The 25,641-nt window shown below is 62.6% G+C and carries 20 protein-coding genes; 7 read left to right on the top strand and 13 right to left on the bottom strand.

What is annotated here, in order from left to right; translation table 11 throughout:
* The first annotated feature begins 78 nt into the window (after nt 1–78).
* The 5 genes from B5M06_RS15740 to B5M06_RS15760 all read left to right on the top strand — a co-directional run bounded on the left by B5M06_RS15740 (nt 79) and on the right by B5M06_RS15760 (nt 7,798).
* Entirely contained in the window at nt 79–1,533 is a 1,455-nt protein-coding gene (locus B5M06_RS15740; RefSeq protein ID WP_054067269.1) for an efflux transporter outer membrane subunit, read from the top strand.
* A 13-nt stretch (nt 1,534–1,546) separates the two neighbouring features.
* Nucleotides 1,547–2,620, top strand: a complete 1,074-nt coding sequence (locus B5M06_RS15745) for an HlyD family secretion protein (protein WP_054067268.1) — start codon at nt 1,547–1,549, stop codon at nt 2,618–2,620.
* Nucleotides 2,621–2,625: 5 nt separating this feature from the next.
* Complete coding sequence (rbbA, locus tag B5M06_RS15750; RefSeq protein ID WP_054067267.1) at nt 2,626–5,367, top strand: ribosome-associated ATPase/putative transporter RbbA; 2,742 nt, start codon at nt 2,626–2,628, stop codon at nt 5,365–5,367.
* Entirely contained in the window at nt 5,364–6,494 is a 1,131-nt protein-coding gene (locus tag B5M06_RS15755) for an ABC transporter permease (RefSeq protein ID WP_054067266.1), read from the top strand. Before rbbA ends, B5M06_RS15755 begins: the two co-directional genes overlap by 4 nt.
* A gap of 107 nt (nt 6,495–6,601) precedes the next feature.
* Nucleotides 6,602–7,798: an amino acid aminotransferase gene (locus tag B5M06_RS15760; protein WP_054067265.1), complete on the top strand. Its 1,197-nt coding sequence runs from the start codon at nt 6,602–6,604 to the stop codon at nt 7,796–7,798.
* Between the two features lie 291 nt (nt 7,799–8,089).
* On the opposite strand, the gene B5M06_RS15765 is transcribed toward B5M06_RS15760, so the two are convergent.
* Nucleotides 8,090–8,794 (bottom strand): YebC/PmpR family DNA-binding transcriptional regulator, encoded by a 705-nt coding sequence (locus tag B5M06_RS15765; RefSeq protein WP_054067264.1) that lies wholly within the window; start codon nt 8,792–8,794, stop codon nt 8,090–8,092.
* A gap of 170 nt (nt 8,795–8,964) precedes the next feature.
* Here B5M06_RS15765 and B5M06_RS15770 point away from each other — a divergent pair, with 170 nt between their 5' ends.
* A complete protein-coding gene (locus B5M06_RS15770; protein WP_054067263.1) occupies nt 8,965–10,089 on the top strand; it encodes a PQQ-dependent sugar dehydrogenase in 1,125 nt (374 codons plus the stop codon).
* A gap of 17 nt (nt 10,090–10,106) precedes the next feature.
* Here the strand turns inward: B5M06_RS15770 and B5M06_RS15775 are convergent, their stop codons facing one another.
* The 3 genes from B5M06_RS15775 to rpiA all read right to left on the bottom strand — a co-directional run bounded on the left by B5M06_RS15775 (nt 10,107) and on the right by rpiA (nt 15,031).
* Nucleotides 10,107–12,374: a putative bifunctional diguanylate cyclase/phosphodiesterase gene (locus tag B5M06_RS15775; RefSeq protein ID WP_240183958.1), complete on the bottom strand. Its 2,268-nt coding sequence runs from the start codon at nt 12,372–12,374 to the stop codon at nt 10,107–10,109.
* 713 nt (nt 12,375–13,087) lie between these two features.
* Entirely contained in the window at nt 13,088–14,317 is a 1,230-nt protein-coding gene (locus tag B5M06_RS15780; RefSeq protein WP_054067261.1) for a nucleoside recognition domain-containing protein, read from the bottom strand.
* 21 nt (nt 14,318–14,338) lie between these two features.
* Entirely contained in the window at nt 14,339–15,031 is a 693-nt protein-coding gene (rpiA, locus tag B5M06_RS15785; protein ID WP_054067260.1) for a ribose-5-phosphate isomerase RpiA, read from the bottom strand.
* A 36-nt stretch (nt 15,032–15,067) separates the two neighbouring features.
* Between rpiA and B5M06_RS15790 the strand changes: the two genes are divergently transcribed.
* Nucleotides 15,068–16,117, top strand: coding sequence for a quinone-dependent dihydroorotate dehydrogenase (locus B5M06_RS15790; RefSeq protein ID WP_054067259.1), 1,050 nt, complete (start codon nt 15,068–15,070; stop codon nt 16,115–16,117).
* Nucleotides 16,118–16,272: 155 nt separating this feature from the next.
* Here the strand turns inward: B5M06_RS15790 and B5M06_RS15795 are convergent, their stop codons facing one another.
* The 9 genes from B5M06_RS15795 to odhB all read right to left on the bottom strand — a co-directional run bounded on the left by B5M06_RS15795 (nt 16,273) and on the right by odhB (nt 25,608).
* Nucleotides 16,273–16,650, bottom strand: a complete 378-nt coding sequence (locus B5M06_RS15795; protein WP_130932709.1) for a hypothetical protein — start codon at nt 16,648–16,650, stop codon at nt 16,273–16,275.
* On the bottom strand, nt 16,647–17,042 hold the full coding sequence (locus tag B5M06_RS15800; RefSeq protein ID WP_054067257.1) for a phage holin family protein: 396 nt from the start codon (nt 17,040–17,042) through the stop codon (nt 16,647–16,649). The genes B5M06_RS15795 and B5M06_RS15800 overlap by 4 nt, the downstream gene beginning before the upstream one ends.
* Nucleotides 17,043–17,091: 49 nt before the next feature.
* Nucleotides 17,092–17,397, bottom strand: coding sequence for a glycine zipper domain-containing protein (locus tag B5M06_RS15805; RefSeq protein ID WP_054067256.1), 306 nt, complete (start codon nt 17,395–17,397; stop codon nt 17,092–17,094).
* 123 nt (nt 17,398–17,520) lie between these two features.
* On the bottom strand, nt 17,521–18,636 hold the full coding sequence (locus B5M06_RS15810) for an NAD(P)/FAD-dependent oxidoreductase (RefSeq protein ID WP_054067255.1): 1,116 nt from the start codon (nt 18,634–18,636) through the stop codon (nt 17,521–17,523).
* A gap of 63 nt (nt 18,637–18,699) precedes the next feature.
* Nucleotides 18,700–20,754, bottom strand: a complete 2,055-nt coding sequence (locus B5M06_RS15815) for a DNA repair helicase YoaA (protein WP_077344622.1) — start codon at nt 20,752–20,754, stop codon at nt 18,700–18,702.
* 111 nt (nt 20,755–20,865) lie between these two features.
* A complete protein-coding gene (locus B5M06_RS15820; protein WP_054067254.1) occupies nt 20,866–21,579 on the bottom strand; it encodes a hypothetical protein in 714 nt (237 codons plus the stop codon).
* Nucleotides 21,580–21,638: 59 nt separating this feature from the next.
* Nucleotides 21,639–22,742 (bottom strand): cell division protein ZapE, encoded by a 1,104-nt coding sequence (gene zapE, locus B5M06_RS15825; protein WP_054067297.1) that lies wholly within the window; start codon nt 22,740–22,742, stop codon nt 21,639–21,641.
* A 110-nt stretch (nt 22,743–22,852) separates the two neighbouring features.
* Nucleotides 22,853–24,280, bottom strand: a complete 1,428-nt coding sequence (gene lpdA / locus B5M06_RS15830; protein WP_054067253.1) for a dihydrolipoyl dehydrogenase — start codon at nt 24,278–24,280, stop codon at nt 22,853–22,855.
* Between the two features lie 92 nt (nt 24,281–24,372).
* Nucleotides 24,373–25,608, bottom strand: a complete 1,236-nt coding sequence (gene odhB / locus B5M06_RS15835) for a 2-oxoglutarate dehydrogenase complex dihydrolipoyllysine-residue succinyltransferase (RefSeq protein WP_054067252.1) — start codon at nt 25,606–25,608, stop codon at nt 24,373–24,375.
* Nucleotides 25,609–25,641: the final 33 nt, after the last annotated feature.

Raw genomic sequence — 25,641 nt, forward strand, 5'->3', positions numbered from 1 at the left:
GTGATGCACAAGCTTTCAGTTTCAAGCGCACAGCATGGCTGTGCCCCCAACCTGCCTTCGGGCACAAGTGGCAGGGGGATGCTTTGCCTCCGACGCGCCCTGACCGGGGGGCTGGCGCTGCTGCTGGCCGGCTGCGTTTCCCTGGCCCCGGAATACGAGCGCCCCCACACGCCCCTGCCCGCGCAGTTCACCGACCAGGCAGCTGCGTCGGCACCCGAGGATGCCGGCAAGGCCACCCTCCCTGCCAGCCGACCGGCCTGGCGCGAATACTTCACTCACCCCGAGCTGCAAGCGCTCATCGAGCAGGCGCTGGCGCGCAACCGCGATCTGCAGGCCGCCATGCTGCGCGTGGAGCAGGCACGGGCCGCGTACGGCCTGGCGCGGGCCGAGCGTGCGCCCAGCGTTGGCATCGGCCTGGAGGCGCAGCGCGCACGCGTGCCGGGGGATCTCAACCTGACGGGCGAGCCGCTCGTCTCCAGCCAGTACCAGCTGGGCGTGGGCCTGAGCAGCTGGGAGCTGGATCTGTGGGGCCGCGTGCGCAGCCTCAGCGATGCCGCCCGGCACAGTTACTGGGCCAGCGTGGAAGGGCAGCGTGCCGCCACCCTGCTGCTGGTGGCCCAGGTGGCCGAAGGCTGGCTGACGGTGCGCGAGCTGGACCGCCGCATCCACCTGGCCCAGCAGGCACTGGCCACCCGCACCGAGGCCCGGCGCGTGTTCACCCGCCGCGTGGAGGTTGGCTCCTCATCGCGGCTGGATCTGGTGCAGGTGGAGCTGCTGTGGCAGCAGGCCAGCACGCTGGTGGCGCAGCTGCAGCTGCAGCGCAGCACCCAGATGCAGGCGCTGGCCGTGCTGGTGGGCGACCCCGGCCTGCGGCTGGAGCCCCAGACCGAATCGCTCCTTGCCCTGGCACCGTTGCAGCCTCTGGCACCGGGCCTGCCTTCGCAACTGCTGGAAAACCGCCCCGACATCCTGGCGGCCGAGCACGCACTGCAGGCGGCCAATGCCCGCATCGGCGCGGCACGTGCCATGTACTTTCCGCGCATTGCGCTGACCAGCAGCGTCGGCACCGCCAGTGCCGAGCTGGACGGTCTGTTTGCCTCCGGCAGCCGCGCCTGGACGTTTGCGCCCGGCATAGCGCTGCCGATTTTTGACGGCGGGCGCCGCCGCGCCAATCTGGAGCTCAGCCAGGTGCAGCGCGCGCAGGCGCTGAACCAGTACCAGCAGACCATTGAAGCCGCCTTCCGCGACGTGGCCAACGCCCTGGCCGCCAACCAGTGGCTGGACGAACAACTGCACACCCTGCGCGCCACGCAGGACACGCTGACGGAGCGTGCGCGCCTGGCCCAGCGGCGCTTTGATGCCGGGGCCACGCGCTACTTTGAAGTGCTGGATGCCGAGCGCGACCTGCTCACCGCACAGCAGCAGGTGGTGCAGGCCGAGCACGCCCTGCTCAGCGCCCGCCTGCAACTGTATGCCGCACTGGGTGGCGCTGCCCCTGCACGGCCAACGGCCCAGGCCCCGCACCAGCCCTAGGAAGAACCACGCTATGCAAACCACCTTGAAGAAGAAATGGATGGGCCCGGCTGCGCTTGTCATCCTTGCCGCAGCCGCTTACTGGCTCTGGAACGCCAATCGCACGCCACAGCTGGGCGAAGGCTTTGTGCAAGGCAACGGACGCATCGAAGCCACGGAGGTGGACATCGCCACCAAACTGCCCGGCCGCCTGGCCGAGGTACTGGTGGCAGAGGGCGATTTTGTCCAGGCTGGCACCGTTCTGGCGCGCATGGACGCTGCCTCGCTGCAAGCCCAGCTCAGCGAAGCCCAGGCCCGCCACGCCCAGGCACAGCACGGCGTGGCCAGCGCGCACGCACAAGTGGCCCTGCGCGAAAGCGACCTGCGTGCCGCCCAGGCACAAGTGGCCCTGCGCGAAAGCGAGCTGGATGCCGCCCAGCGGCGCCTGGCGCGCTCCACCGAGCTGGCACGCGATGGTGCCTCTTCCCAGCAGGAGCTGGACGACGACCGCGCTCGCGAGCGCAGTGCCCGCGCGGCCCTGACCGCTGCGCAGGCCCAGGTCGATGCGGCACGCGCCGCCGTGCAGGCTGCGCGCGCCCAGGTCACCGGCGCTGACGCCCAGGTGCAGGCCGCACAGGCCAGCGTGCAGCGCCTGGAGGTCGAACTCCAGGATGCCACCCTCACCGCACCGCGCGACGGGCGGGTGCAGTTTCGCATCGCAGCGGCCGGCGAAGTCCTGGCCGCCGGGGGAAGGGTGCTGAATCTGGTCGATCTGTCCGATGTGTACATGACGTTCTTCCTGCCCGAGACCGTGGCAGGGCGCGTGGCCATCGGCAGCGAGGCGCGCATCGTGCTCGATGCCGCGCCCCAGCTGGTCATTCCGGCAACAATCAGCTTTGTCTCGGCCACGGCGCAGTTCACCCCAAAGACGGTGGAGACGGCCAGCGAGCGCCAGAAGCTCATGTTCCGCGTGCGTGCGCAGATCGACCGCGACCTGCTCGCCAGGCACCTGCAACAGGTCAAGACGGGCCTGCCCGGTGTGGCCTGGGTCAAGCTGGACGCTCAGGCCGCCTGGCCTGAACAGCTGCAAGTCAAGCTGCCGCAATAGACGCCATGGACGCACCGGTAGCTCGCCTTAGCGACGTGGCCCTGCGCTATGGCAATGTGCAGGCACTGGCCGGCATCACGCTGGACATTCCCAGCGGCTGCATGGTGGGGCTGATCGGCCCCGACGGGGTGGGCAAATCCAGCCTGATGGCCCTGGTGGCCGGCGCGCGCGTGATCCAGCAGGGCCGCATCGACGTGCTGGGCGGCAACATCGCCGAGCGCCGCCACCGCAATGCCATCCAGCCACGCGTGGCCTACATGCCCCAGGGGCTGGGCAAGAACCTGTATCCCACGCTCTCGGTCGAGGAGAACCTGCAATTCTTTGCCCGCCTGTTCGGCCACGGCAGCGCCGAGCGGCGCCGGCGCATCGACGAGCTGACGCAGGCCACCGGCCTGTACCCCTTTCTCTCACGCCCGGCAGGCAAGCTCTCCGGCGGCATGAAGCAAAAGCTCGGCCTGTGCTGCGCCCTCATCCACGACCCCGACCTGCTGATCCTGGACGAACCGACCACGGGCGTGGACCCGCTGGCGCGCGCGCAGTTCTGGGAGCTGATCGCGCGCATACGCGGCCAGCGCCCCGGCATGAGCGTGCTGGTGGCCACGGCCTACATGGACGAAGCGCAGCGTTTTGACTGGCTGGTGGCCATGGACGCCGGCCAGGTGCTGGCCACCGGCACGCCGGCGCAGCTGCTGGCACGCACGGCCACTGCCTCGCTGGAGGAAGCCTTCATTGCGCTGCTGCCCGAGGAAAAAAAGCGCGGCCACGTGCCCGTGGTGATTCCGCCGCTGCACGTGGCCGATGACGACATCGCCATCGAAGCGCACAACCTGACCATGCGCTTTGGCGCTTTCACCGCCGTCGATCGCGTCAACTTCCGGATTCGCCGTGGGGAAATCTTTGGCTTTCTCGGCTCCAACGGCTGCGGCAAGTCCACTACCATGAAGATGCTCACCGGCCTGCTCGATGCCACCGAAGGCCAGGCCAGGCTCTTTGGCAAGGTGGTGGATGCGCGCGACATGGCCACGCGCCAGCGGGTGGGATACATGTCGCAATCCTTCTCGCTGTACAGCGAGCTGACGGTGCAGCAGAACCTGGTGCTGCACGCCCAGCTGTTTCACGTGCCGCCCGAGCAACTGCCGGCGCGCGTGCAGGAGATGATCGAGCGCTTTGACCTGGACAGCGTGCGGCACAGCCTGCCCGGCGCCCTCCCCCTGGGCGTGCGCCAGCGCCTGTCGCTGGCCGTGGCCATGGTGCACCGGCCCGAACTGCTGATCCTGGATGAGCCCACCTCGGGCGTGGACCCGGTGGCACGCGACAACTTCTGGCGCCTGCTGGTGGAGCTGTCGCGCCGCGACAAGGTCACGATCTTCATCTCCACCCACTTCATGAACGAGGCCGAGCGCTGCGACCGCATGTCCATGATGCATGCCGGCAAGGTGCTCGACAGCGACACCCCCGCAGCGCTCATGCGCAAACGCGGCGCAGCCACCCTGGAAGAAGCCTTCATCGGCTACCTGGTGGAAGCCAGTGGCGAGGCGCCGGCCTCTGCTCCCGCTCAGCAGACTGCCGCCATGGCCTCCAGCCTGCCAGCCAGCGGCCACAGCGCGATGCAGCAGCACCACCGCCTCTTCAGCATGCAGCGCATGTTCAGCTACTTCTGGCGCGAGGCGCTGGAGCTGCAGCGCGACAAGGTGCGCGCCACCCTGGCGCTGCTGGGCTCTATGCTTTTGATGCTGGTCATCGGCTACGGCATCAACATGGACGTGCAGGACATGCGCTACGCCATCCTCGACCGCGACCAGAGCGGCCTGTCGCAAAGCTATGCCCTCAACCTGGCCGGCTCCCCCTACTTCATCGAACGGCCTCCAATTGCCGACGAGGCCGACATGGACCGGCGCATGCGCAGCGGCGAGCTGACGCTGGCCATAGAAATCCCCTCCGACTTTGCCCGCGACGTGCTGCGCGGCCACCAGGCACAGATTGGCGCCTGGGTGGATGGCGCCATGCCCACGCGCGCCGAAACCGTGCTGGGTTACGTACAGGGCATGCACCAGCAGTGGCTGGCCACACAGCTGGCGGCGCGCGGCCTGACCCTGGCCCAGCCCGCCGGCATCCAGATACGCTACCGCTACAACCCCGACGTCAAGAGCCTGCCGGCCATGGTGCCGGCGGTGATTGCGCTGCTGCTGCTCATGCTGCCGGCCATGCTCACCGCGCTGGCCGTGGTGCGTGAAAAGGAGCTGGGCTCCATCCTCAACCTCTACACCACCCCCGTCACGCGCACCGAATTCCTGCTGGGCAAGCAGCTGCCCTACGTGCTGCTGGCCCTGCTCAACTTCCTGCTGATGTGCGGCATTGCGCTGCTGGTGTTTCAGGTTCCCATCAAGGGCAGCTTCTGGGGGCTGCTGCTGGCCTCCACGGTGTACGCCTTCATCGCCACGGGCATGGGCGTGCTGGCCTCTGCCCTCACCCGCAGCCAGATTGCCGCCCTGTTCCTGGCCATGATCTCCACCCTGGTGCCTGCGGTGCAGTTTGCCGGGCTGCTGCACCCGGTCAGCTCGCTGGAAGGCCTGGGGCGCATCGTGGGCGAAATCTACCCGGCCACCCACATGCTGATCATCAACCGGGGCATCTTCGGCAAGGCGCTGAACCTGTCGGAGCTGATGAGCGCCTTCATCCCCCTGCTGGCGGCAGTGCCCGTCGTCATGGGCGCCGCCATCCTGCTGCTCAAGAAACAGGAGCGATGATGCACCGCCACCTGCACAACATCTACCGCCTGGGCGTCAAGGAGCTGTGGAGCCTGTGGCGCGACCCGGTGATGCTGATCCTCATCCTCTACGTGTTCACGATCTCGGTGTACTCGGCCGCCACCGCCGTCCCGGAGACGCTGCACCTGGCCCCGATTGCCGTGGTGGATGAGGACCGTTCCCCGCTGTCCACCCGCATCGTCAGCGCCTTCTACCCGCCGCTGTTTGCCCCGGCCGAGCACATCACACACCGGCAGATGGATGCCGGGCTGGACCAGGGCCGCTACACCTTCGTGCTCAACATCCCCCCCAACTTCCAGCGCGACGTGCTCAACGGACGCCGACCCGACGTGCAGCTGAACGTGGACGCCACGCGCATGAGCCAGGCCTTTTCCGGCAGCCAGTACGTGCAGCAGATCGTGCTGGGCGAGGTCAACGAGTTCGTCCAGCGCCAGCGCAGCACGACGCAGCTGCCCGTGGAGCTGGCACTGCGCACACGCTTCAACCCGGCGCTGCAGCACAGCTGGTTTGGCTCGCTCACGCAGGTGATCAACGACGTGACGCTGCTGGCCATCATCCTCACCGGCGCAGCGCTGATCCGCGAGCGCGAGCACGGCACCATCGAACACCTGCTGGTCATGCCCGTCACCCCCACCGAAATCATGCTTGGCAAGGTCTGGTCCATGGGGCTGGTGGTGCTGCTGGCGGTGCTGCTGTCGCTGTGGACGGTCATCCAGGGCGCGCTGAACGTGCCCATTGCCGGCTCAGTACCTCTGTTTCTGACCGGGGCAGCGCTCAATCTGTTTGCCACCACCTCGCTGGGCATCTACCTGGCGACGCTGGCGCGCTCGATGCCGCAATTCGGCCTGCTGATCGTGCTGACCGTCATGCCCATGCAGCTGCTCTCGGGAGGCGCCACGCCGCGCGAGAGCATGCCCCAGCTGGTGCAGGACCTGATGCTGGCCGCGCCCACCACGCACTTTGTCGAGCTGGGCCAGGCCATCCTGTTTCGCGGCGCCGGGCTGGATGTGGTGTGGAAGCCCTTCCTGTGGCTGGCGCTGATCGGCACCGCGCTGTTCGTGCTGGCGCTGGTGCGCTTTAGAAAAACCATCGGGCAGATGGCCTGATGGCTGCCAGCGGAATTAAAATGGAGAGCTTTCCCCACACGGCCACCCAAGAGGCCGGCACCCGAGAGGGAAAGCGCGCTTTTTTTCTACTCTCAAGGACAAAAACCATGTCTCTGTTCTCCGCCGTCGAAATGGCCCCCCGCGATCCGATCCTGGGCCTGAACGAGCAATACGCCGCCGATACCAACCCACAGAAAGTCAACCTGGGCGTGGGCGTGTACTTCGACGACAACGGCAAGCTGCCTCTGCTCAAATGCGTGCAGGCCGCTGAAAAGGCCATGATGGAAGAGCCCAAGGCTCGCGGCTATCTGCCCATCGACGGTATTGCTGCCTACGACAGCGCCGTCAAGGGCCTGGTTTTTGGCGCTGACTCCGAAGTCGTGCAGTCTGGCCGCGTGGCCACTGTGCAGGCCATCGGCGGCACAGGCGGCCTGAAGATTGGTGCTGACTTCCTGAAGAAGATCAGCCCCAACGCCAAGGTGCTGATCTCCAACCCCAGCTGGGAAAACCACCGCGCCATCTTCCAGAACGCTGGCTTCGAAGTGGGCACCTATTCCTACTACGACGCAGCCACCCGCTCGATCAACTTTGACGGCATGCTGGCTGACCTGAACGCCGCTGCTGCTGGCACCATCGTGGTGCTGCACGCCTGCTGCCACAACCCCACCGGCTACGACATCACTGCCGAGCAGTGGGAACAGGTGATTGCCGTGGTCAAGGCCAAGGGCCTGGTCGCATTCCTGGACATGGCTTACCAGGGCTTTGGCCACGGTATTGCCGAAGACGGCGCCGTGATCGGCAAGTTCGTGGCTGCAGGCCTGAACATCTTTGTGTCGACTTCCTTCTCCAAGAGCTTCAGCCTGTACGGCGAACGCGTGGGTGCCCTGTCCGTGGTGGCCAACGACAAGGAAGAAGCTGCCCGCGTGCTGTCGCAGCTGAAGATCGTGATCCGCACCAACTACTCCAACCCTCCTACACACGGCGGTGCTGTGGTGGCTGCAGTGCTGAACAACCCCGAGCTGCGCGCTCTGTGGGAAGAAGAGCTGGCTGGCATGCGCGTGCGCATCAAGGAAATGCGCCAGAAGCTGGTGGACGGCCTGAAGGCTGCTGGCGTGCAGCAGGACATGAGCTTCATCACCACCCAGATCGGCATGTTCTCATACTCCGGCCTCTCCAAGGAACAGATGATCCGTCTGCGCTCCGAGTTTGGCGTGTACGGCACTGACACTGGCCGTATGTGCGTGGCTGCGCTCAACAGCAAGAACATTGACCACGTGTGCAAGGCAATTGCCGCTGTGATCTAAGTCTGTGAATGCCATGCCGCACCCTCAAAGCCCGGCATGCAGCACACACCAAAAAGGCAAGGTGAGAATCACCTTGCCTTTTTTCATGGCTGCTACCTGCCGCTACAAACAGGTAAATCTTTAAAAAATAGCTGCCAGCGCTTGCAAATCAGTGCTTTCAGATAGTTTTATATCTGAAACATTGGAAATTCAAGCGCTGGCAGCTCTCTTTTTTATAAAACAGCACCCCAAACAAAGGCTGCCGAAGCAGCCTTGTTGCCGTGCATCGCCATGGCTGGCGAGGCTGCGCAATCAGTCAATCAGACCGACGAAGACGTTCTGCACGTCGTCATCATTGTCCAGACCGGCCAGGAAGGCCTGCACTTCTTCCTGCTGCTCGGCAGACAGGCTGGACATGCTCACAGGGTTCTTGGCCTTGTAGCCCAGCTTGGCCGACAGCACCTTGATGCCATGCGCAGGCAGGGCTTTGGACACTGCATCCAGATCGGTAGGCTCGGTGATGAACAGGGTCACGCCCTCTTCGTCTCCCGCTTCAAAGTCCTGTGCACCGGCTTCGATGGCGGCCAGTTCGGGGTCGGCACCGTTTTCGGCTTCACCTTCGATCATGCCTACGTGGTCAAAATCCCAGGCCACGGCCGTCATCTGGCCCTTGCGGAAGCACACGCGCATATTGGGAGCGGTACGGTTGGGGTTGTCGGTCAGGCACTCCACCATCACGGGCACGCGATGGGGGGCATAGCCTTCAAAAATCACGCTGGAGTAGTTAACCGCATCAGCGCCTGCACCCGAGCCTTTTTTGATGGCACGGTCCAGCGTGTCCTTGGGCATGGAAGCCTTGCGCGCTGCTTCAATGGCCATACGCAGGCGCGAATTGCCTGTGGGGTCGCCACCGCCCAGACGGGCTGCGACCGTAATTTCCTTGACCAGTTTGCCAAACAGCTTGCCTTTGGCATCCGCAACCAGGGCCTTGCCCTTGGCTTTCCATTGCGCTCCCATACGGGGCCTTTCTCGAAAAAGAACAAAAAAACCGCACGAGCAGTGCGGCATAGAATGCTTCGATTTATACACCTGCACCATAGGCCACAGCGCCAGCATTGCCAAGTTTTTTGACGACTCAGGCGCTGTTCTTGCGTGTTCGCAAAGTTTTGATGAGGAGGCATTCGCCCATGGTCACCCCCAGCTTTTTGCGCACCACCCCCGCCCTGTTCTGTGCCGCCCTGCTGCAGCTTGGCAGCGCACACGCCCTGCAAGTGCAGCCCGAAGTGGTCGCCCAGGGATTGCAGCACCCCTGGGCCGTAGCCTTTTTGCCCGATGGCAAATTCCTCGTCACCGAGCGCCCCGGCCGCATGCGCACCATCACCCCCGATGGCACGCTGGGCGCACCCATTCAGGGCCTGCCCGCCATTGCCGTGGGCGGCCAGGGTGGCCTGCTGGATGTGGTACTGGACAGTGACTTTGCCCGCAACCGCACGCTGTACTTCTGCTTTGCCGAGCCGGGCCTGAACGGCAGCAACAGCACGGCGCTGGCCAAGGCGCAACTGTCACCAGACGAAAAGCAGCTGGAAAACGTCCAGACCATCTTCAGCCAGCAACCGAAGAAAGCCAGCCAGCTGCACTTTGGCTGCCGCATCGTAGAGCGGCCCGATGGCACGCTGCTGCTCACACTGGGCGAGCACTCTTTCTTCAAGGAAGAAGCGCAGAACCTGCAAAGCCACCTGGGCAAGATCGTGCGCATTCACAAGGACGGCAGCGTGCCCCCGGACAACCCCTTTGTGGGCCGCAGCGATGCCCTGCCTGAAATCTGGAGCTACGGCCACCGCAGCCCACAGGGCGCAGCACTGGCACCGGACGGCAGCTTCTGGATGAATGAGCACGGCCCGCAGGGTGGCGATGAAATCAACCGCCCTGAGCCCGGCAAGAACTACGGCTGGCCCGTGATTACCTATGGCGAGAACTACGGCGGCGGCAAGATTGGTGCAGGCATCACGCACAGGGAAGGCATGGAGCAGCCCGCACACCAGTGGACGCCGTCGATTGCCGTTTCTGGCATGGCCTTTATCACCTCAGACCGCTACCCCGGCTGGAAAGGCCAGATGGTGGTCGGCGCGCTGCGCGCCAAGCGGCTGGAGCGCATGACGCTGGATGGTGACAAGGTGGTGAAGACCGAACACCTGCTGCCCAACCTCGGCCAGCGTGTGCGTGATGTGCGCCAGGGGCCGGATGGGTGGCTTTATGTGCTGACCGATGAAAGCAAAGGGCAGCTGTTGCGCTTGCGCACGCCCGCGCCTTGAGCGGCAAGCTTGGCTCCTTATGACAGCTGCACCACGCCCTGACGCAGCAAAGCTTCTGCCTGCGCCGCGGCAACGGGGCGGCTGAGAAAATAGCCCTGCGCCACATCACAGCCAGCGGTCTTGAGGTAGACCAGCTGGTCTTTCAGTTCCACCCCTTCTGCCACCACCTGCATGCGCAGGTTGTGCGCCAGCGTGATGATGGATGTCACCAGCACACCGGCCTCTGTGCTGGTGCGCAATTCATTGACGAATGATTTATCCAGCTTGATGGTGTTGATGGGCAGGTTGCGGATCTGGCTCAGGCTGGAAAAGCCGGTCCCGAAATCATCCAGCGCAATCCTCACCCCCATGTGCTGTAACTGCGCCAGCACACGTGCAGCAATGCCTGCGGGCTCTACCAGACAGCTTTCCGTGATTTCGATCTGGATATCCGAGGTTCTTACGCCGTAGTGCTGCAGCCAGGTGGTCAGCCGCACGGGAAAGCCACTGTCAGCCAGCTGCAGGGGGGACACATTGAATGCCACAGGCACCAGATCCAGCCCTTGCATGCGCCAGGCGGCAATCTGGCGGCAGCAGGCCTGCATGACCCAGTCGCCCAGTGCCTCCACATGCCCATGTGCCTCAGCCAGCGGCACAAAATCGCCGGGGTAAATCAGGCCAAGCTCCGGGTGCTGCCAGCGCACCAGTGCTTCAAAACTGTCGATGGAGCAGTCATCCAGCCGCACTTTGGGCTGGAAATGCAGCACCAGCTGCTCACTGGCAATGGCCTGCGGCAGCTGGCGTGTCAGGCGCAGACTGCGCTCCGTATCCAGCTCCGGCAGGCGATCGTAGAAAGTAAAGCGGTTGCGCCCTGCTTTCTTGGAGGCGTACATGGCGGCATCCGCATGGCGGCACAGCACCTCCACATCATGGCCATCGCGCGGGAACAAAGCGATGCCCATGCTGGGCGAGGTATGTATGGGCGCAGCATCCAGCCCCTCATAAGGGGCAGCCAGGGCTGCCACCAGCTTGCTGGCCAGCGCCTCCACGTCTTCCATTCGCTCCAGCGCCGTCACCAGCACCGCAAACTCATCCCCACCCATGCGGGCAATCACGTCAGAGCTTCTGAGGATGCTGCGCAAGCGCTGGGCCACGGCCTGCAGCAAGGCATCGCCCACATGGTGCCCAAAGGAATCATTGATCTGCTTGAAGCGGTCCATGTCCAGATACAGCAGCGCATAGTGCTTGCGGCTGCGCCGGGCCAAGGCCAGGTGACTGGAAACCAGCTCATGAAACATGCGCCGGTTGTGCAGCCCTGTCAGATGGTCACTGGAGGCCAGATCCAGCGCCCTTTGCTTTTCCTGCTTCAGCTGTGCAATCAGCGTCTGCTTGTCGTGGTCTGCCCTGGCCAGCGCTTCATAAAGATGCTGCTTGCGCTGCAAGGTACGCAGCACGGCAATGGTGGCCATGATGGCCATCAGCGACACCGCCGCCAGCAGCCATCTGGTGCCTGTGACATGCTCTTGCTGTGCTGCGCGAATTTCCGCCCACTCCCGGCTCGCCACCACCGTCAAAGGCACATCGGCAACGCGATGGAATTTAGCCAGACGCATATCACCTGCACCCAGCGCCAGATTGAGTTCTCCAGAGCGCTCCTGCAAGCGCGCCACTGCGGAAAGCTGCTGCACGGGCTGCGCCAGCAGGCCGCCACCGGCCAGCGCTGCCACCACGCTGCCATCCTGCGCCACCAGGTGCAGCATGCCGCTGCTGCCGAGATCCATGTCCCGGTACAGCCGCAGAAAGTAGCCCATGTCCATATGCAGCACCAGCAAGGCCTGCAATACATCATCTGGCCCGTGCAGGCACAGCAGCAAAGGCACTTGCAACACATGCGACGGCTGTATCACAGGCGCGGCTTCTGGCTGCAGCACACGGACCTGCGGACATGCATGCTGCTGCGCCTGCAAACTGTGCAGCAGCGCGGCGCTGATCTCAGCACCAGCCAGATGCTGGCCATCAGCGCTGTACAAGGCGTGGCGCAGAAAAACGCGGTCACGCTGCAGCATTTGCTCCAGCTGCTGCTGCCAGCCGCGTTGCCCCCATAAGCCCTGCTGCGCCACAGCAGCTGCCAGCTGCGCTTTTTCCACCACCTGGCGCAGGTTCTCAGCCACGATGGCAGCCATGCCCGCCTGCTGCATGCGTGCGGCCTGGTCCACCTGCCGCGCCTGTGTCTGCCAGTGCTGGCTGCTAAACCACCAGAGCAGCAACAAAATGGCCCTGACCGTGCCCACAATGGCCGCATGCAATGGTTGCCAGCCTTGCAACCAGCGACGCCAGAACACACAAGAAACAGGCAATTGAGGAGTTGGCGAAAGCACAGCGGCAGCACACATGGCAAGAACTCAAAGGAGTTCTACATTCTGTTACCGTGCAGTGACAAGGCTGTGACACAACGCCAAAGGCTACGCCCGTCACCGCCTCAGGCAGCTACCGTGCACGAAAAGGCAAGATATCCGCTTCACTTCCGCAAGCGGGAGAGGGGGTAAATACAAAATCCATAGCTACCAGTGCTTGATACATGGGCGCTACAGCCATATTTCATGAAGCACCCAACGACAGGTGCTCCCCCCACTCCCTTCTACCTGCGCCGAGGCGCACAGCCTGTGGGGTGGCGTGTGCGCGGCAAGACGCGGGCGCAGCGCACACGCTTCGTAGACTGACTCGCCGCAGCTGTCTGAGCGCAACGACGAAGGCGTGCAGCGAGTTCTGCGGCGCACCCCACAGGCGAGCACCGCAGGTTACCCGTAGCGAATGCGAAGGGTCGCAGGTAACAGAGTCGCCTTTCTTTTACTCTCCACTCACATTGCTCCGCAATATGAGTTCCGCCCCACACAAGCGTGAAGATTCCTTTTCTTTGGCGAGGCAAAGAAAAGGAAGTCGGCTGTCGGGGCGAAACCCGACTCCCTTCGGCAAGCCAAGCATGCCACCCCCAACAAGCCCACCAAGCTCTATCGCACGCTCACCCAAAAAACCAATACGTAACCCCAATCGCCGCTACCACCCCCGCCAGCTCTGCCAGCAGCGCACAAGGCACTGCATGGCGGGCCTTCTGAATGCCTACTGCGCCAAAGTACACCGCCAGCACATAAAAGGTGGTTTCGGTACTGCCTTGAATGGTCGCTGCCGCCAGCGCCGCAAAACTGTCCACACCCTGGCTTTGCATGGTTTCAATCAGCATGGCGCGGGCGGCGCTGCCGGAAAAGGGTTTGACAAGGGCCGTGGGCAACGCATCCACAAAGCGGCCATCCATGCCCAGCAGGTGGACGCACCAGCGAATGGCGTCCAGCACATAGTCCAGCGCGCCCGAGGCGCGAAATACCCCCACGGCGCAGAGCATGGCGACCAGGTACGGCAGCAGGCCCTTGGCCACATCAAAGCCTTCTTTGGCGCCTGCCACAAAGCTGTCATACACCGGCACCTTCTTGTACGCACCCATGCAGACAAACAGCAGAATCAAAGCAAACAGCGTGAAGTTACCCAGCAAGGATGACAGCGAAGCCAGCGCCGCCGCACTGAGCGTGGTCAGCAGCGCCATGAACGCCGCCAGGCCCAGCGCCACAGGCAGCAGATAGGCCAGTACCACGGGGCTGAAAATGGGTAGCCGCTGCACCAGTGCCACGGACAGCAGCCCGACCAACGTAGAAGCCGACGTAGCCAGCAAGATGGGCAGAAACACCAGTGTGGGGTCTGCCGCGCCCTGCTGCATGCGGTACATAAAGATGGTGACGGGCAGCAGCGTGAGCGATGAGGCGTTGAGCACCAAGAACAGAATCTGCGCGTTGGTGGCAGTGTCAGGCTTGGGGTTGAGCTCCTGCAGCGCCTTCATGGCTTTGAGGCCCATGGGCGTGGCGGCGTTGTCCAGCCCCAGGCCATTGGCAGCAAAGTTCAGGGTGATGAGGCCCAGCGCCGGGTGGCCGCGTGGCACTTCAGGCATGAGCTTGGCAAACAGCGGCCCCAGCACCTTGCCCAGCCACTGCACCACACCTGCTTCTTCGGCAATGCGCAAAAAGCCCAGCCACAGGGTGAGCGTGCCAAACAGCAGCACCATGACCTCGACCGAGAGCTTGGCCATGGCAAACAGTGCCTGCACCATCTGTGCAAACACTTGTGGCTGCCCGCCCACCAGCCATTGGGCCAGTGCCGCGATGGCAGCCACGATAAAAAAGCCCAACCAGAGGATGTTGAGCATGGCTTACTTAGGAAGCGGTGATCAGTAGGTGAAGGTTTTCACACCAGCGGCCGTCCCCATCAGGCAGACGGAGGCCTTCTGGTGGGCAAACACGCCTACGGTGACCACACCGGGCCACTGGTTGACTTCGCTCTCAAACGCCAGCGGATCGGTAATGCGCAGGCCGCGCACGTCCAGAATGTGCTGGCCGTTGTCCGTCACCAGCGGCTGGCCGTCCTTCATGCGGATGGTGGCTGTGCCGCCCATGGCTGCAAACTTGCGCGCAATCTGTGCGGCGGCCATGGGGATGACTTCCACTGGCAGGGGGAAGTTGCCCAGGGCTTCGACCAGCTTGGATTCATCCACGATGCAGACAAACTGCTTGGCCTGGGCTGCGACGATCTTCTCGCGCGTGAGTGCAGCGCCACCGCCCTTGACCATGAATCCCTTGCCGTCGATTTCGTCCGCGCCGTCGATGTAGACCGACAGGCTTTCAACGGTATTGGCATCGAAAACCGTGATGCCCAGCGCCTTCAGGCGCTCCGTGCTGGCCACGGAGCTGGACACCGCACCCTTGATCTGGTCCTTCATGGAGGCCAGTGCATCAATGAACTTGTTGACCGTGGAGCCAGTGCCCACCCCCACGATCTCGCCGGGAACCACGTATTGCAGTGCGGCTTGACCGACCAAAGTTTTCAATTCATCTTGGGACAAAGGAGCTTGAGGTGTCGTCATGAGAGAGAATCCGGTTAATCCACCGAATTATTCCCTATGTCACTGATCCCCTACGCGCTCGTGCGACCCTTTCTCTTTGGTATGGATGCCGAACAGGCCCATGACTTCACGATGAACATGCTGGCCAAGGGCCAGGGCACACCGCTGCAGATGGCCTGGTCTGCACCGCAGGTGAGCGACCCCATCACGCTGGCGGGGCTGCACTTCCCCAACCGCGTGGGCATGGCTGCGGGTCTGGACAAAAACGCCCGCTGCATCGATGCGCTGGCGGCCATGGGCTTTGGCTTTGTGGAAGTAGGCACCGTCACGCCCAAGCCCCAGCCCGGCAACCCCAAGCCGCGCATGTTCCGCCTGCCAGCGGCCAAGGGCATCATCAACCGCTTTGGTTTTAACAATGACGGGCTGAATGCCTTTATCGCCAACGTCAAGAAGTCCACCGTGCGCGCACAGGGCAAGCCCCTGCTGCTGGGCCTGAACATTGGCAAGAACGCGGTCACACCCATCGAAGAAGCCACGAACGACTACCTGATCTGCCTGGAGGGCGTGTACCCACATGCCGACTATGTGACTGTGAACATCAGCTCCCCCAACACCAAGAACCTGCGCGCGCTGCAAAGTGACGAGGCGCTGGACGGCCTGCTGGGCGCGATTGCCACCAAGCGCGAGGAACTGGCTGCCACACAGGGCCGCCGCGTGCCCATCTTTGTGAAGATTGCGCCTGATCTGGACGAGAACCAGGTAAAAGTGATTGCAGCGACCTTGCAGCGCCACGGCATGGACGGTGTGATTGCCACCAACACCACGCTCAGCCGCGATGCCGTCAAGGGCATGGAGCACGGCGAGGAAGCCGGCGGCCTGAGCGGTGCGCCCGCGTTTGAAGCCAGCAACCGCGTGATCAGCCAGCTGCGCGCTGCGCTGGGCAAGGGCTTTCCCATCGTCGGCGTGGGCGGCATCATGAGTGCGCAAGACGCCGTCGCCAAGATTCACGCCGGTGCAGACGTGGTGCAGATCTACAGCGGTCTGGTCTATGCAGGCCCTGCGCTGGTGACGGAAGCTGCCAAGGCCATCAAGGCCATGCGCCCTTGAGTAAAACCTCAAAAAATATAGCTGCCAGCGCTGGATATTCATGGATTTCAGATAGAAAAGTATCTGAAAGCTTTTAAACATCAGCGCAAGCAGCTATCAAAACAAAAGTCCAGCACCAGGCTGGACTTTTTTCATGGTGCGGACCAAAGCCGCAATCAGCGCTTGAAGCGACTGATCAAAGGCAGCACCCAGGCGCTGTAGCGCATGATGCGGCGCGGTCCAATCATCAAGGCTGCGCCCACCGCCGTTGCTGTGGCAAACGGGTGCAGTCTGGCAAAGGCCACCACGCGATCTGGCAGGGGCGCATCAGCACGCAGCACAGGCTTTTGCTCCTGCTTGAGCGCAAGCGCCTGCTGCTGGGCCTTGCTGGCCTGCGTCAGACGGTCACGCTGCTTGGCTATGCGCTCCAGCACGGCACGCTCCGCCGCACCAGCCTTGAGCCAACGGTGATCTTTTTCCAAAGCTTCGAGTGCAGACAGTGTTACAGGTGATTCACTGTGCGACTCGGCAGGTGTAGATACAGAGGTATTCACAGCCGCTCCTTGATCAATGACCAGTCCTTGGCCAGTTCCGCGCGTGTGAGTTCAAACGGCCTGCTGGACTTGCGCAGCACCGCCACCAGCACCAGCAGTGTTGCCACCCACGCCACAAACCATACACAGGCGATCACCCATGCCACCACGGTGCGCTGGGGCGAGTCCCAGAACTGCACCATCACGGCCATGGAGATCAGCAGCAGGGCCACAATGGTCAACCCGCCCATCACAATGCCCAGCACAAAAATGGTCTGCATGCGCTTTTTCTGCGCAGACCATTCCAGCCGAGCCAGTTCTATGCGGTCTTCTGCTGCGATGGCCCCCTCATTGAGGTTGGTCCGAATGCGCGCTAATAAACTGTCCAATCCAATCGCTGACATCCAGTTCACGGCAGATTTCCTTTGCTGGGGGGTGAAAACAAGGGGCTCACGCCCACGCTTAGCGACGGGCCAGCAAGAAGCCCAGCAAGGCACCCACGGCCAGAGCAGCACCTGCCACGCGCCATGGTTCGTCATGGGCATAGCGGTCAGCGGCATAGGCTGCGTCCTTGGCCTGACGCGCTGCTTCGTAAGCGGCGTTCAGGGTCTTTTCACGCACCTGGTATACGCTTTCGTCTAGCTTTTCGCGCAGCACATTGATCTGGGGGATGGCGTCCAGATCCTTGCTGGCCAGCAGGGTGCGAACGTCAGTGACCAGCTTTTCGAGATCGGCTTGAGCGGAAGAAACGGTGTCAGAAATTGCCATGATGGATGCCTTTCTAGCTATCAGAAGAACAATCAGAGACCCGAACCTGTGTGGCCCGGGCAACGAAGACTGCGTCAGCATCTTAACGAATGCAGCAGCCCTCACCAAGTCAGTCAACAGCCATCATGCATTGCCAGCGCTTTTCAGCATTTGCAGAACATGTTCGCCAATCGCCATGCAGCTGGTCAGTCCGGGCGACTCAATGCCAAACAGATTCACCAGTCCGGCAATGCCGTGGGTGCTGCTGCCCTGAATGACAAAGTCTGCCACGGCTTCCCCCGGCCCGGAAATTTTGGGGCGCATGCCTGCATAGCCGGGGGCCAGTGCATCGTCCTTGAGCTGGGGCCAGTACTTGCGCACCTCGGCATAAAAGCCTGCGCAGCGCTGTGGGTCCACCTGCAGCTGATCCGGGCTGTCTACCCATTCCACATCCGGGCCAAACTTGGCCTGCCCGCCCAGGTCCAGCGTCAGATGCACGCCCAGGCCTGCGGCTTCCGGCACGGGATAGATCAGATGGCTGAACGGTGCCTTGCCGCTGAGCGTGAAATAGTTGCCCTTGGCAAAGTAGGCCGTAGGCACATGCTTGGCATCCAGCCCCTGAATACGCGAAGCCACCTCGGGCGCATACAGGCCTGCGGCATTGATGACTTCCTGCGCCAGCAGTTCAGTACCGTCTTCGGTGCGCAGCAAGATGCCATCGGCCTGCACCTGGCCTGCCACCACAGGCGAGAGCAAGGCCAGCGCGCCGCCAGCTTGCTCCATATCGCCCTGCAGTGCCAGCATCAGCCCATGGCTGTCCACAATGCCGGTGCTGGGTGAAAGCAGCGCTGCCTGGCATTGCAGTGCAGGCTCCAGCGCCTGCGCCTGGTCGCGCGTGAGGAGTTGCAGGTCATGCACGCCATTGGCCGCTGCTTTTTGCTGGATCTGCTGCAACTGCGCGACCTGCTCGCCACTGGTGGCCACAATCAGCTTGCCGCAGCGGCGGTGTTCCACATTTTTTTCTGCGCAGTAGGCATACAGCAGTTCCTTGCCCTGCACGCACAGCCGCGCCTTGAGCGAGTCTTTGGGGTAGTAGATGCCGGCATGAATCACCTCGCTGTTGCGAGAGCTGGTGCCCGTGCCAATCGCATCGGCCGCCTCCAGCACAATCACCTCGCGGCCTGACTGGGCCAGCGCACGCGCCACAGCCAGCCCCACCACACCTGCACCAACCACTACGGTTTGCACCTGATCGACCATTTGTCTGCCCCCTAATGAATTTGTCTCTGCGCCTAGCGTACGCCGATTGCGAACCCATCAGGCTTAAGAATTGCTGACATCGTCCTCATCAGCAGGCGCAGTCTCTACAGGCAGTTCTCCACGCACCAAACGTGCCAGCGCGTCTTCAAAAGCTTCCCGCGTGCCAATGCGATGCATGGGGGGCAAAGCCTGCACCAGGCGCTTGCCATAAGACTTGGTGCGCAGCCGGGTGTCAGCCACCACCAGAATGCCGGTGTCAGTTTCGCTGCGAATCAGGCGGCCCGCCCCCTGCTTGAGCGCCATGGAGGCCTCGGGCAGCATGTAGTCCACAAAGGGGCTACGGCCAATGGACTCCAACTGGCGCGAACGGGCATCGACCAGCGGGTCGTCCGGCGGCGGGAAAGGCAGCTTGTCAATCACCACCAACTGCAGCGCATCGCCCGGAATGTCCACGCCCTCCCAGAACGTGGAAGACGCCACCAGCATGCAGCCGCGACCGTTGACCGCGCCTGCGCGAAAGCGCTCCATCAGCACATGCTTGGAGCCCTGCCCCTGCACCAGCACGTCCATGGGTTCAAACATGCCAAAGCGCTGCTGCAGCAGCTGGCCGATAGTCTCCAGGGCCTTGAGCGTGGTGGTGAGCACCAACGTGCGGCCACCCAGCACCTGGGCGCCATCGCCTGCAAGCTGCGCCACCGCAGCGCTGTGTTCAGCCTGCTGCGCGGGGTCTGGAAACACTTCAGGCACATAGAGCACAGCCTGGCGCTGGTAGTCAAACGGGCTTTCTACCTTGAGCACCCGTGCCTGTCGCAGGCCGCAACTTTCCGTGAACCAGCGCATGTCATCGTCATCGCCCAGCGTGGCCGAGGTAAACACCCAGGCCTGGCGCGGTGCGGCGGCTTCGTCCTGGGCATCGTCCGTGTCCTGCAGGTGCTCCCGCATCAGGCGGGCAATGTTCAGGGGCGACTCCATCAGCCGCAGGTGCTGGCGCGTCACTTCCAGCCAGCGCACTGCGTCATCAGGCACAGGCTGGGCGAAGCTGGCCAGCTGCGACAGCAGGCGTGCACCGCGCTCGTACAGCGGCAGCAAGGCATGGGCGGTTTCTGTCACCTGCGCCAGTGCCAGCAGCAAGGCGCGCAAGGCCTGCCCTGTGGCATGCAGGCCTTTGCGCCAGCTGCTCTCCGGCAGCCCATCCGGTGCAGCCCCCAGCCAGCGCAACCTTGTGCCCTGCGGCACGCTGCCCGCCACTGCCCGCCAGGTGTTGATGGCGTGCTCCAGCTGGGCCAGCAGCTGCATCCAGTCTGCCTGCCCCCGGGCATGCAGGTTCACATCAGCCAGCACATCCTTGATATAGCCCTGCAGCTGGCGTGTCCCCAGTACCCAGCCCGCAAACTGAATGCCGGTTTCGTTGAGCTGGTGGGCCTCATCCATGACCACGACACCGGCGGAAGGCAGCAACTGCGCCACGCCCGAGTCGCGCACTTCCATGTCGGCAAAAAACAGGTGGTGGTTGACCACGCAGATATCGGCCTGCAGCGCCTGTGCACGTGCGGTGTTGACGTGGCACTGCTCCCAGTGCTCGCAGCTGCTGCCCAGGCAGTTGTCCTTGGTGGAAGTGACCAGCGTGGTCACGGCAGAGTTTTCGGCCAGCCCCGGCAGCTCCGCCAGATCTCCCGTGCGTGTGCCATGCGACCATTGCTGCACACGGGCAACGGCGCGCAGCACCTGGGGGTCCAGCGGCACTTTGCTCTGGTGGACCTGGCCCATGCGGTGCAGGCACAGATAGCTGGAGCGGCCTTTCAGGCGCGCAATGCGCAGCGGCATGCCCAGCGCCTGCACCAGCCGTGGCAGGTCACGCAGATAAAGCTGATCCTGCAAGGCCTTGGTGGCGGTGGAGATCACCACGCGCTTGCCGCACAGCAAGGCAGGCACCAGATAGGAAAAAGTCTTGCCCACGCCCGTGCCGGCTTCAGCCACCAGCACGCCACCACTTTCAATGGTGGCAGCCACGGCCAGCGCCATGGCGGTCTGCCCGGTGCGCGGGCGGAAATGTGGCTCTGCACGTGAGAGCCAGCCGTCCTGCGCAAAGGCTGCGGCAACTTGTTCCTCAAGAGTCATGGGGGCTATCCACTTGGCAGTCAGTCACCACAGGCACAGGAACTACAAAGATTTCAGCCCGTACTTCCCACTGAAATCGCCACAGCTATGGCACTGGCGACCCGGGCCGCATCAGTCCTTGGGCTGGGGCAAACCTTCGGGCACAGGCAATGGATTGCCGCGCTGCACATTGGGCTGCGACTCCTTGCTGGCGCGGCGTTCTGCGGCTTTTTGCTGCTTTTCCTGCATGGATTTTTTCACGCGGGCGCGGCGCTCTTCCTCAGCTTGCTCACGCTCAGCAAGCTCCACAGCCTTGTTCTGGCGTGCCTGCTCGGTCTTGACCGCACGCTCACGCGCCTGTGCTTCACGCTCTGCCTGTACGCGCGCCAGATCAGCCTCCGACTGCGCTGCAGATGGCGTTACCGATGGCTCTGCGGCAGCTTGCTCTGGATTGGCTTTTTCAGCCGCTGCAGAAGGCGCCCGACGCTCTGTGGCGTTCATGGGTGCGGGGCTGCGCTCACGTTTTTTCTGCTCAATCTGGCGCAGGCGGGCATCAGCCTTTTCCTGACGCTCCTGCTGCTTGAGTTCCTGTTCACGCTGGCGCAGCGGCAGCTCCTGCTCACGTGCGGTCTGGCGCGCATCGCGCAGACAGTTCTCCACCGCAAAGCGCTGCCAGCAGGCCGTTTCGGCTTCCTTTCTGCGGGCTTCAATGGTCTGACGCGCCTGTTCAATCTCGGCACGCTCCCTGTCACGCGCCTGTGCACGCTGCTCAAGTGCGGCAGCATGGGCCGCCTCATCCTGCACATCGCTCTGTGCGCAGACAGCGGCAGACAGCAGACTCAACATCAGGGCACTGCACGTACGGGGAAGCCAGCAAGAAAGGTTCATGGTTGCTCGTCAAAAACTCAGGTCAGTCCAGTATCTACCACGCGGCGTTCGAGCGACAGATACTCTTGCGACTGCATTTCATTCAAGCGTGACACTGTACGCGGAAATTCATGGGCCAGTGGGCCTTCGGTGTACAGCTGTTCAGGAGGCACGGCTGCCGACATGATGAGTTTGACGCGACGGTCGTACAGCACATCCACGAGCCAGGTAAAGCGGCGTGCAGGCGATGCCATGTTGACCGGCATGTAAGGCACGTTGGACAGCAGCACCGTATGGAACTGCGAGGCAATTTCCAGATAGTCGTTCTGCGAACGGGGACCGCCACACAGTTCGCGGAAGTCAAACCAGATCACGCCACCAGCACGGCGCACGGCAGGAATCTCGCGCGACTCGATCTTGAACAGCGGTTTTTCTTCGGGCGCATCGATCAGCTGCTCAAAGGCCTGCTGCATCGCAGCGTCAGACGCCTCTCCCAGCGGGCAGTGGTAGAGCTTGAGCTTTTCCAGCGTGCGGCGGCGGTAGTCCGTGCCATTGTCCACGTTCACCACATCCATGCGTGTGTTGAGCAGATCAATGGCGGGCAGGATACGGTCGCGGTGCAGGCCGTCCGGATACAGGCCATCGGGGGTGAAGTTGGACGTGGTCACAAAACCCACACCGTTGTCAAACAGAGCCATCAGCAGACGGTACAGGATCATGGCGTCCGTGATGTCCGCCACGTGGAATTCGTCAAAGCAGATGAGCTTGTAGCGCTTGGCAATTTTTGCACCCAGGGCATCGAGCGGGTTCTGCGTGCCCTGCAGCAGATGCAGCTCGCGGTGCACCTCGCGCATGAACTCATGAAAGTGCAGGCGTACCTTGCGCTTGATGGGGACGGTATTGAAAAAGCAATCCATCAGAAAGCTCTTGCCGCGCCCCACCCCGCCGTACATGTAGACACCACGCGGGATTTCAGGTTTGCGAAACAGCTTCTTGATCGCGTTCGAGCGTTGCGCCTTGTAAGCGGCCCAATCATCGGCACAGCGCTGCAGCGCTTCTACGGCGCGCAGCTGCGCAGGGTCGGCAGTAAAGCCTTTGGCGGCAAGTTCGGCCTCGTAGGCCGCACGGACAGACTGGCTCATGCTCAACAATTCTTTCTGCTTGCCTGCCTCACACGCAGGCAACACATAAAACGATAGCGCCAAGCGCAGGCAGAACCTGGGCTTGGCGGCTATTTGGCTTCTAAAAAAGTTTAGAAGTTCAGCGTACGCTTATCCACGGCCAGCGCAGCTTCCTTGGTGGACTCGGACAGCGATGGGTGTGCGTGGCAGATACGGGCGATGTCTTCGCTCGATGCCTTGAACTCCATGGCCACAACAGCTTCGGAGATCAGTTCGGAGACCATGGGGCCGACCATGTGCACGCCCAGGATTTCGTCGGTCTCGGCATCGGCCAGGAACTTCACCATACCCGTGGTATCGCCCAGGGCACGTGCACGGCCGTTGGCCAGGAAGGGGAAAGTACCAGCCTTGTACTTCACGCCCTGCTCCTTGAGCTGCTGCTCATTGCGGCCTACCCATGCCACTTCGGGGCTGGTGTAGATCACGGAAGGCAGTGTCGCAAAATTCACATGACCATGCTGGCCAGCGATGCGTTCGGCCACTGCCACGGCTTCTTCTTCCGCCTTGTGTGCCAGCATGGGGCCACGCACCACGTCACCCACGGCCCACACGCCAGGCAGATTGGTCTTGCACTCGTCGTCCACGACGATCATGCCGCGCTCGTCCACCTTCAGGCCCACGGCTTCCGCGTTCAGACCATTGGTGTTGGCGGTACGGCCGATGGAGACGATCAGCTTGTCCACTTCCAGCGCCTGGGCTTCGCCCTTGGCATTGGTGTACTCCACCTTCACGCCTGCACCGGAGGTGTCGACGTTGGAGATCTTCACGCCCAGCTCGATCTTCAGGCCTTGCTTGTCAAAAGCCTTCTTGGCTTCCTTGGCGATCTGCTCGTCCACAGCGGGCAGGAACTTGTCCATGCCTTCCAGCACGGTCACTTCCGTGCCCAGACGGCGCCAGACGGAACCCATTTCCAGACCGATCACGCCAGCGCCGATCAGACCCAGCTTCTTGGGCGCTGCACCGATGCGCAGTGCGCCATCGTTGGACAGCACCTTTTCTTCGTCAAAAGGCACGCCGGGCAGTGCACGGGCGTTGGAACCTGTGGCCACCACGATCTGGTTACCCACCAGCGTTTCTTCGCTCTTGCCTGCAACCTTGATTTCGTAGCCGCCTTCCACTACCTTCACAAACGAAGCCAGACCGTGGAAGAAAGTGACCTTGTTCTTCTTGAACAGGTACAGGATGCCGTCGTTGTTCTGCTTCACGATGGCGTCCTTGCGGGCGATCATCTTGGGCACATCGATGGCCACTTCACCCGTGCTGATGCCATGCTCACCGAAGTGCAGCTTGGCATGTTCAAAGTGCTCGGACGACTGCAGCAGGGCCTTGGAAGGAATGCAGCCCACGTTGGTGCAGGTACCGCCAGGTGCAGGCGTGCCAGCAGCGGTGCTCCAGGCATCAATACATGCCACGTTCTTGCCCAGCTGGGCAGCGCGGATGGCTGCGATGTAGCCGCCGGGGCCGGCGCCGATCACGATAACGTCAAATTGCTTGCTCATGTCTCAAAATCTCTTGTCTGAAGTGCTTGAAAAAACCCACCGCAGGGCGTGGCCGAGGGTGGGTTTTCGTCGTGGTGCGAACCCTGTGTGAATTACAGGTCGAACAGCAGGCGGGAAGGATCTTCCAGCGCTTCCTTCATGGCCACCAGGCCCAGCACGGCTTCGCGGCCGTCGATGATACGGTGGTCATACGACATGGCCAGGTAGTTCATGGGGCGCACCACCACTTGGCCGTTTTCGACCACAGCGCGATCCTTGGTAGCGTGCACGCCCAGAATGGCAGACTGAGGAGGGTTGATGATGGGGGTAGACATCATCGAACCGAAAGTGCCGCCATTGGAGATGGAGAAGGTACCGCCAGTCATCTCTTCGATGCCCAGCTTGCCATCCTTGGCCTTCTGGCCGAATTCAGCAATCTTCTTCTCGATGTCGGCAAAGCTCATCTGGTCAGCATTGCGCAGGATAGGCACCACCAGACCACGAGGCGAGCCAACAGCGATACCGATGTCGAAGTAGCCGTGGTAGATGATGTCGTTGCCGTCCACCGAAGCGTTCAGCACGGGGTACTTCTTCAGGGCATGCACAGCAGCCTTCACGAAGAAGGACATGAAGCCCAGCTTCACGCCGTGTTCCTTGGTGAAAGCGTCCTGGAACTTCTTGCGCAGCTCCATCACAGGAGCCATGTTCACTTCGTTGAACGTGGTCAGGATGGCGTTGGTCGATTGCGACTGCAGCAGGCGCTCAGCAATACGTGCACGCAGACGTGTCATGGGCACGCGCTGCTCAGGACGGCCGGACAGGTCTTCCTTGAGAGCAGGAGCAGCCACCTGAGGCAGGGCAGCCTTGGGAGCGCCTGTGGGGATGGCAGCGCCAGCCTTGATCGCGGCCAGTGCATCACCCTTGGTCACGCGACCGTCCTTGCCTGTACCAGCCACGTTAGCGGCAGACAGGTTGTTCTCAGCCAGCAGCTTGGCAGCAGCAGGCATGGCCACATCGCCCTTGTTGGCTGCAGGTGCAGCAGCAGGAGCGGGTGCGGCAGCAGGGGCTGCTGCAGCGGCGGGAGCAGATGCTGCAGCGCCAGCCACGGCTTCGGTGTCGATCTTGGCGATCAGCTGCTCGGCAACCACGGTTGCACCGTCACCCTGCACGATTTCCACCAGCACGCCAGCCGAAGGTGCGGGCACTTCCAGCACGACCTTGTCGGTTTCGATTTCGATCAGGATTTCGTCCACAGCGACAGCTTCGCCAACCTTTTTCTTCCAGTTGAGCATGGTCGCTTCTGCGATGGATTCGGACAGCTGGGGAACCTTAACTTCTACGATTGCCATTTTGAATTCTTTCTAAAAGTTTGTGAGGAGCCC

Source organism: Comamonas kerstersii (assembly GCF_002056725.1).
Lineage (GTDB): Bacteria > Pseudomonadota > Gammaproteobacteria > Burkholderiales > Burkholderiaceae_C > Comamonas > Comamonas kerstersii.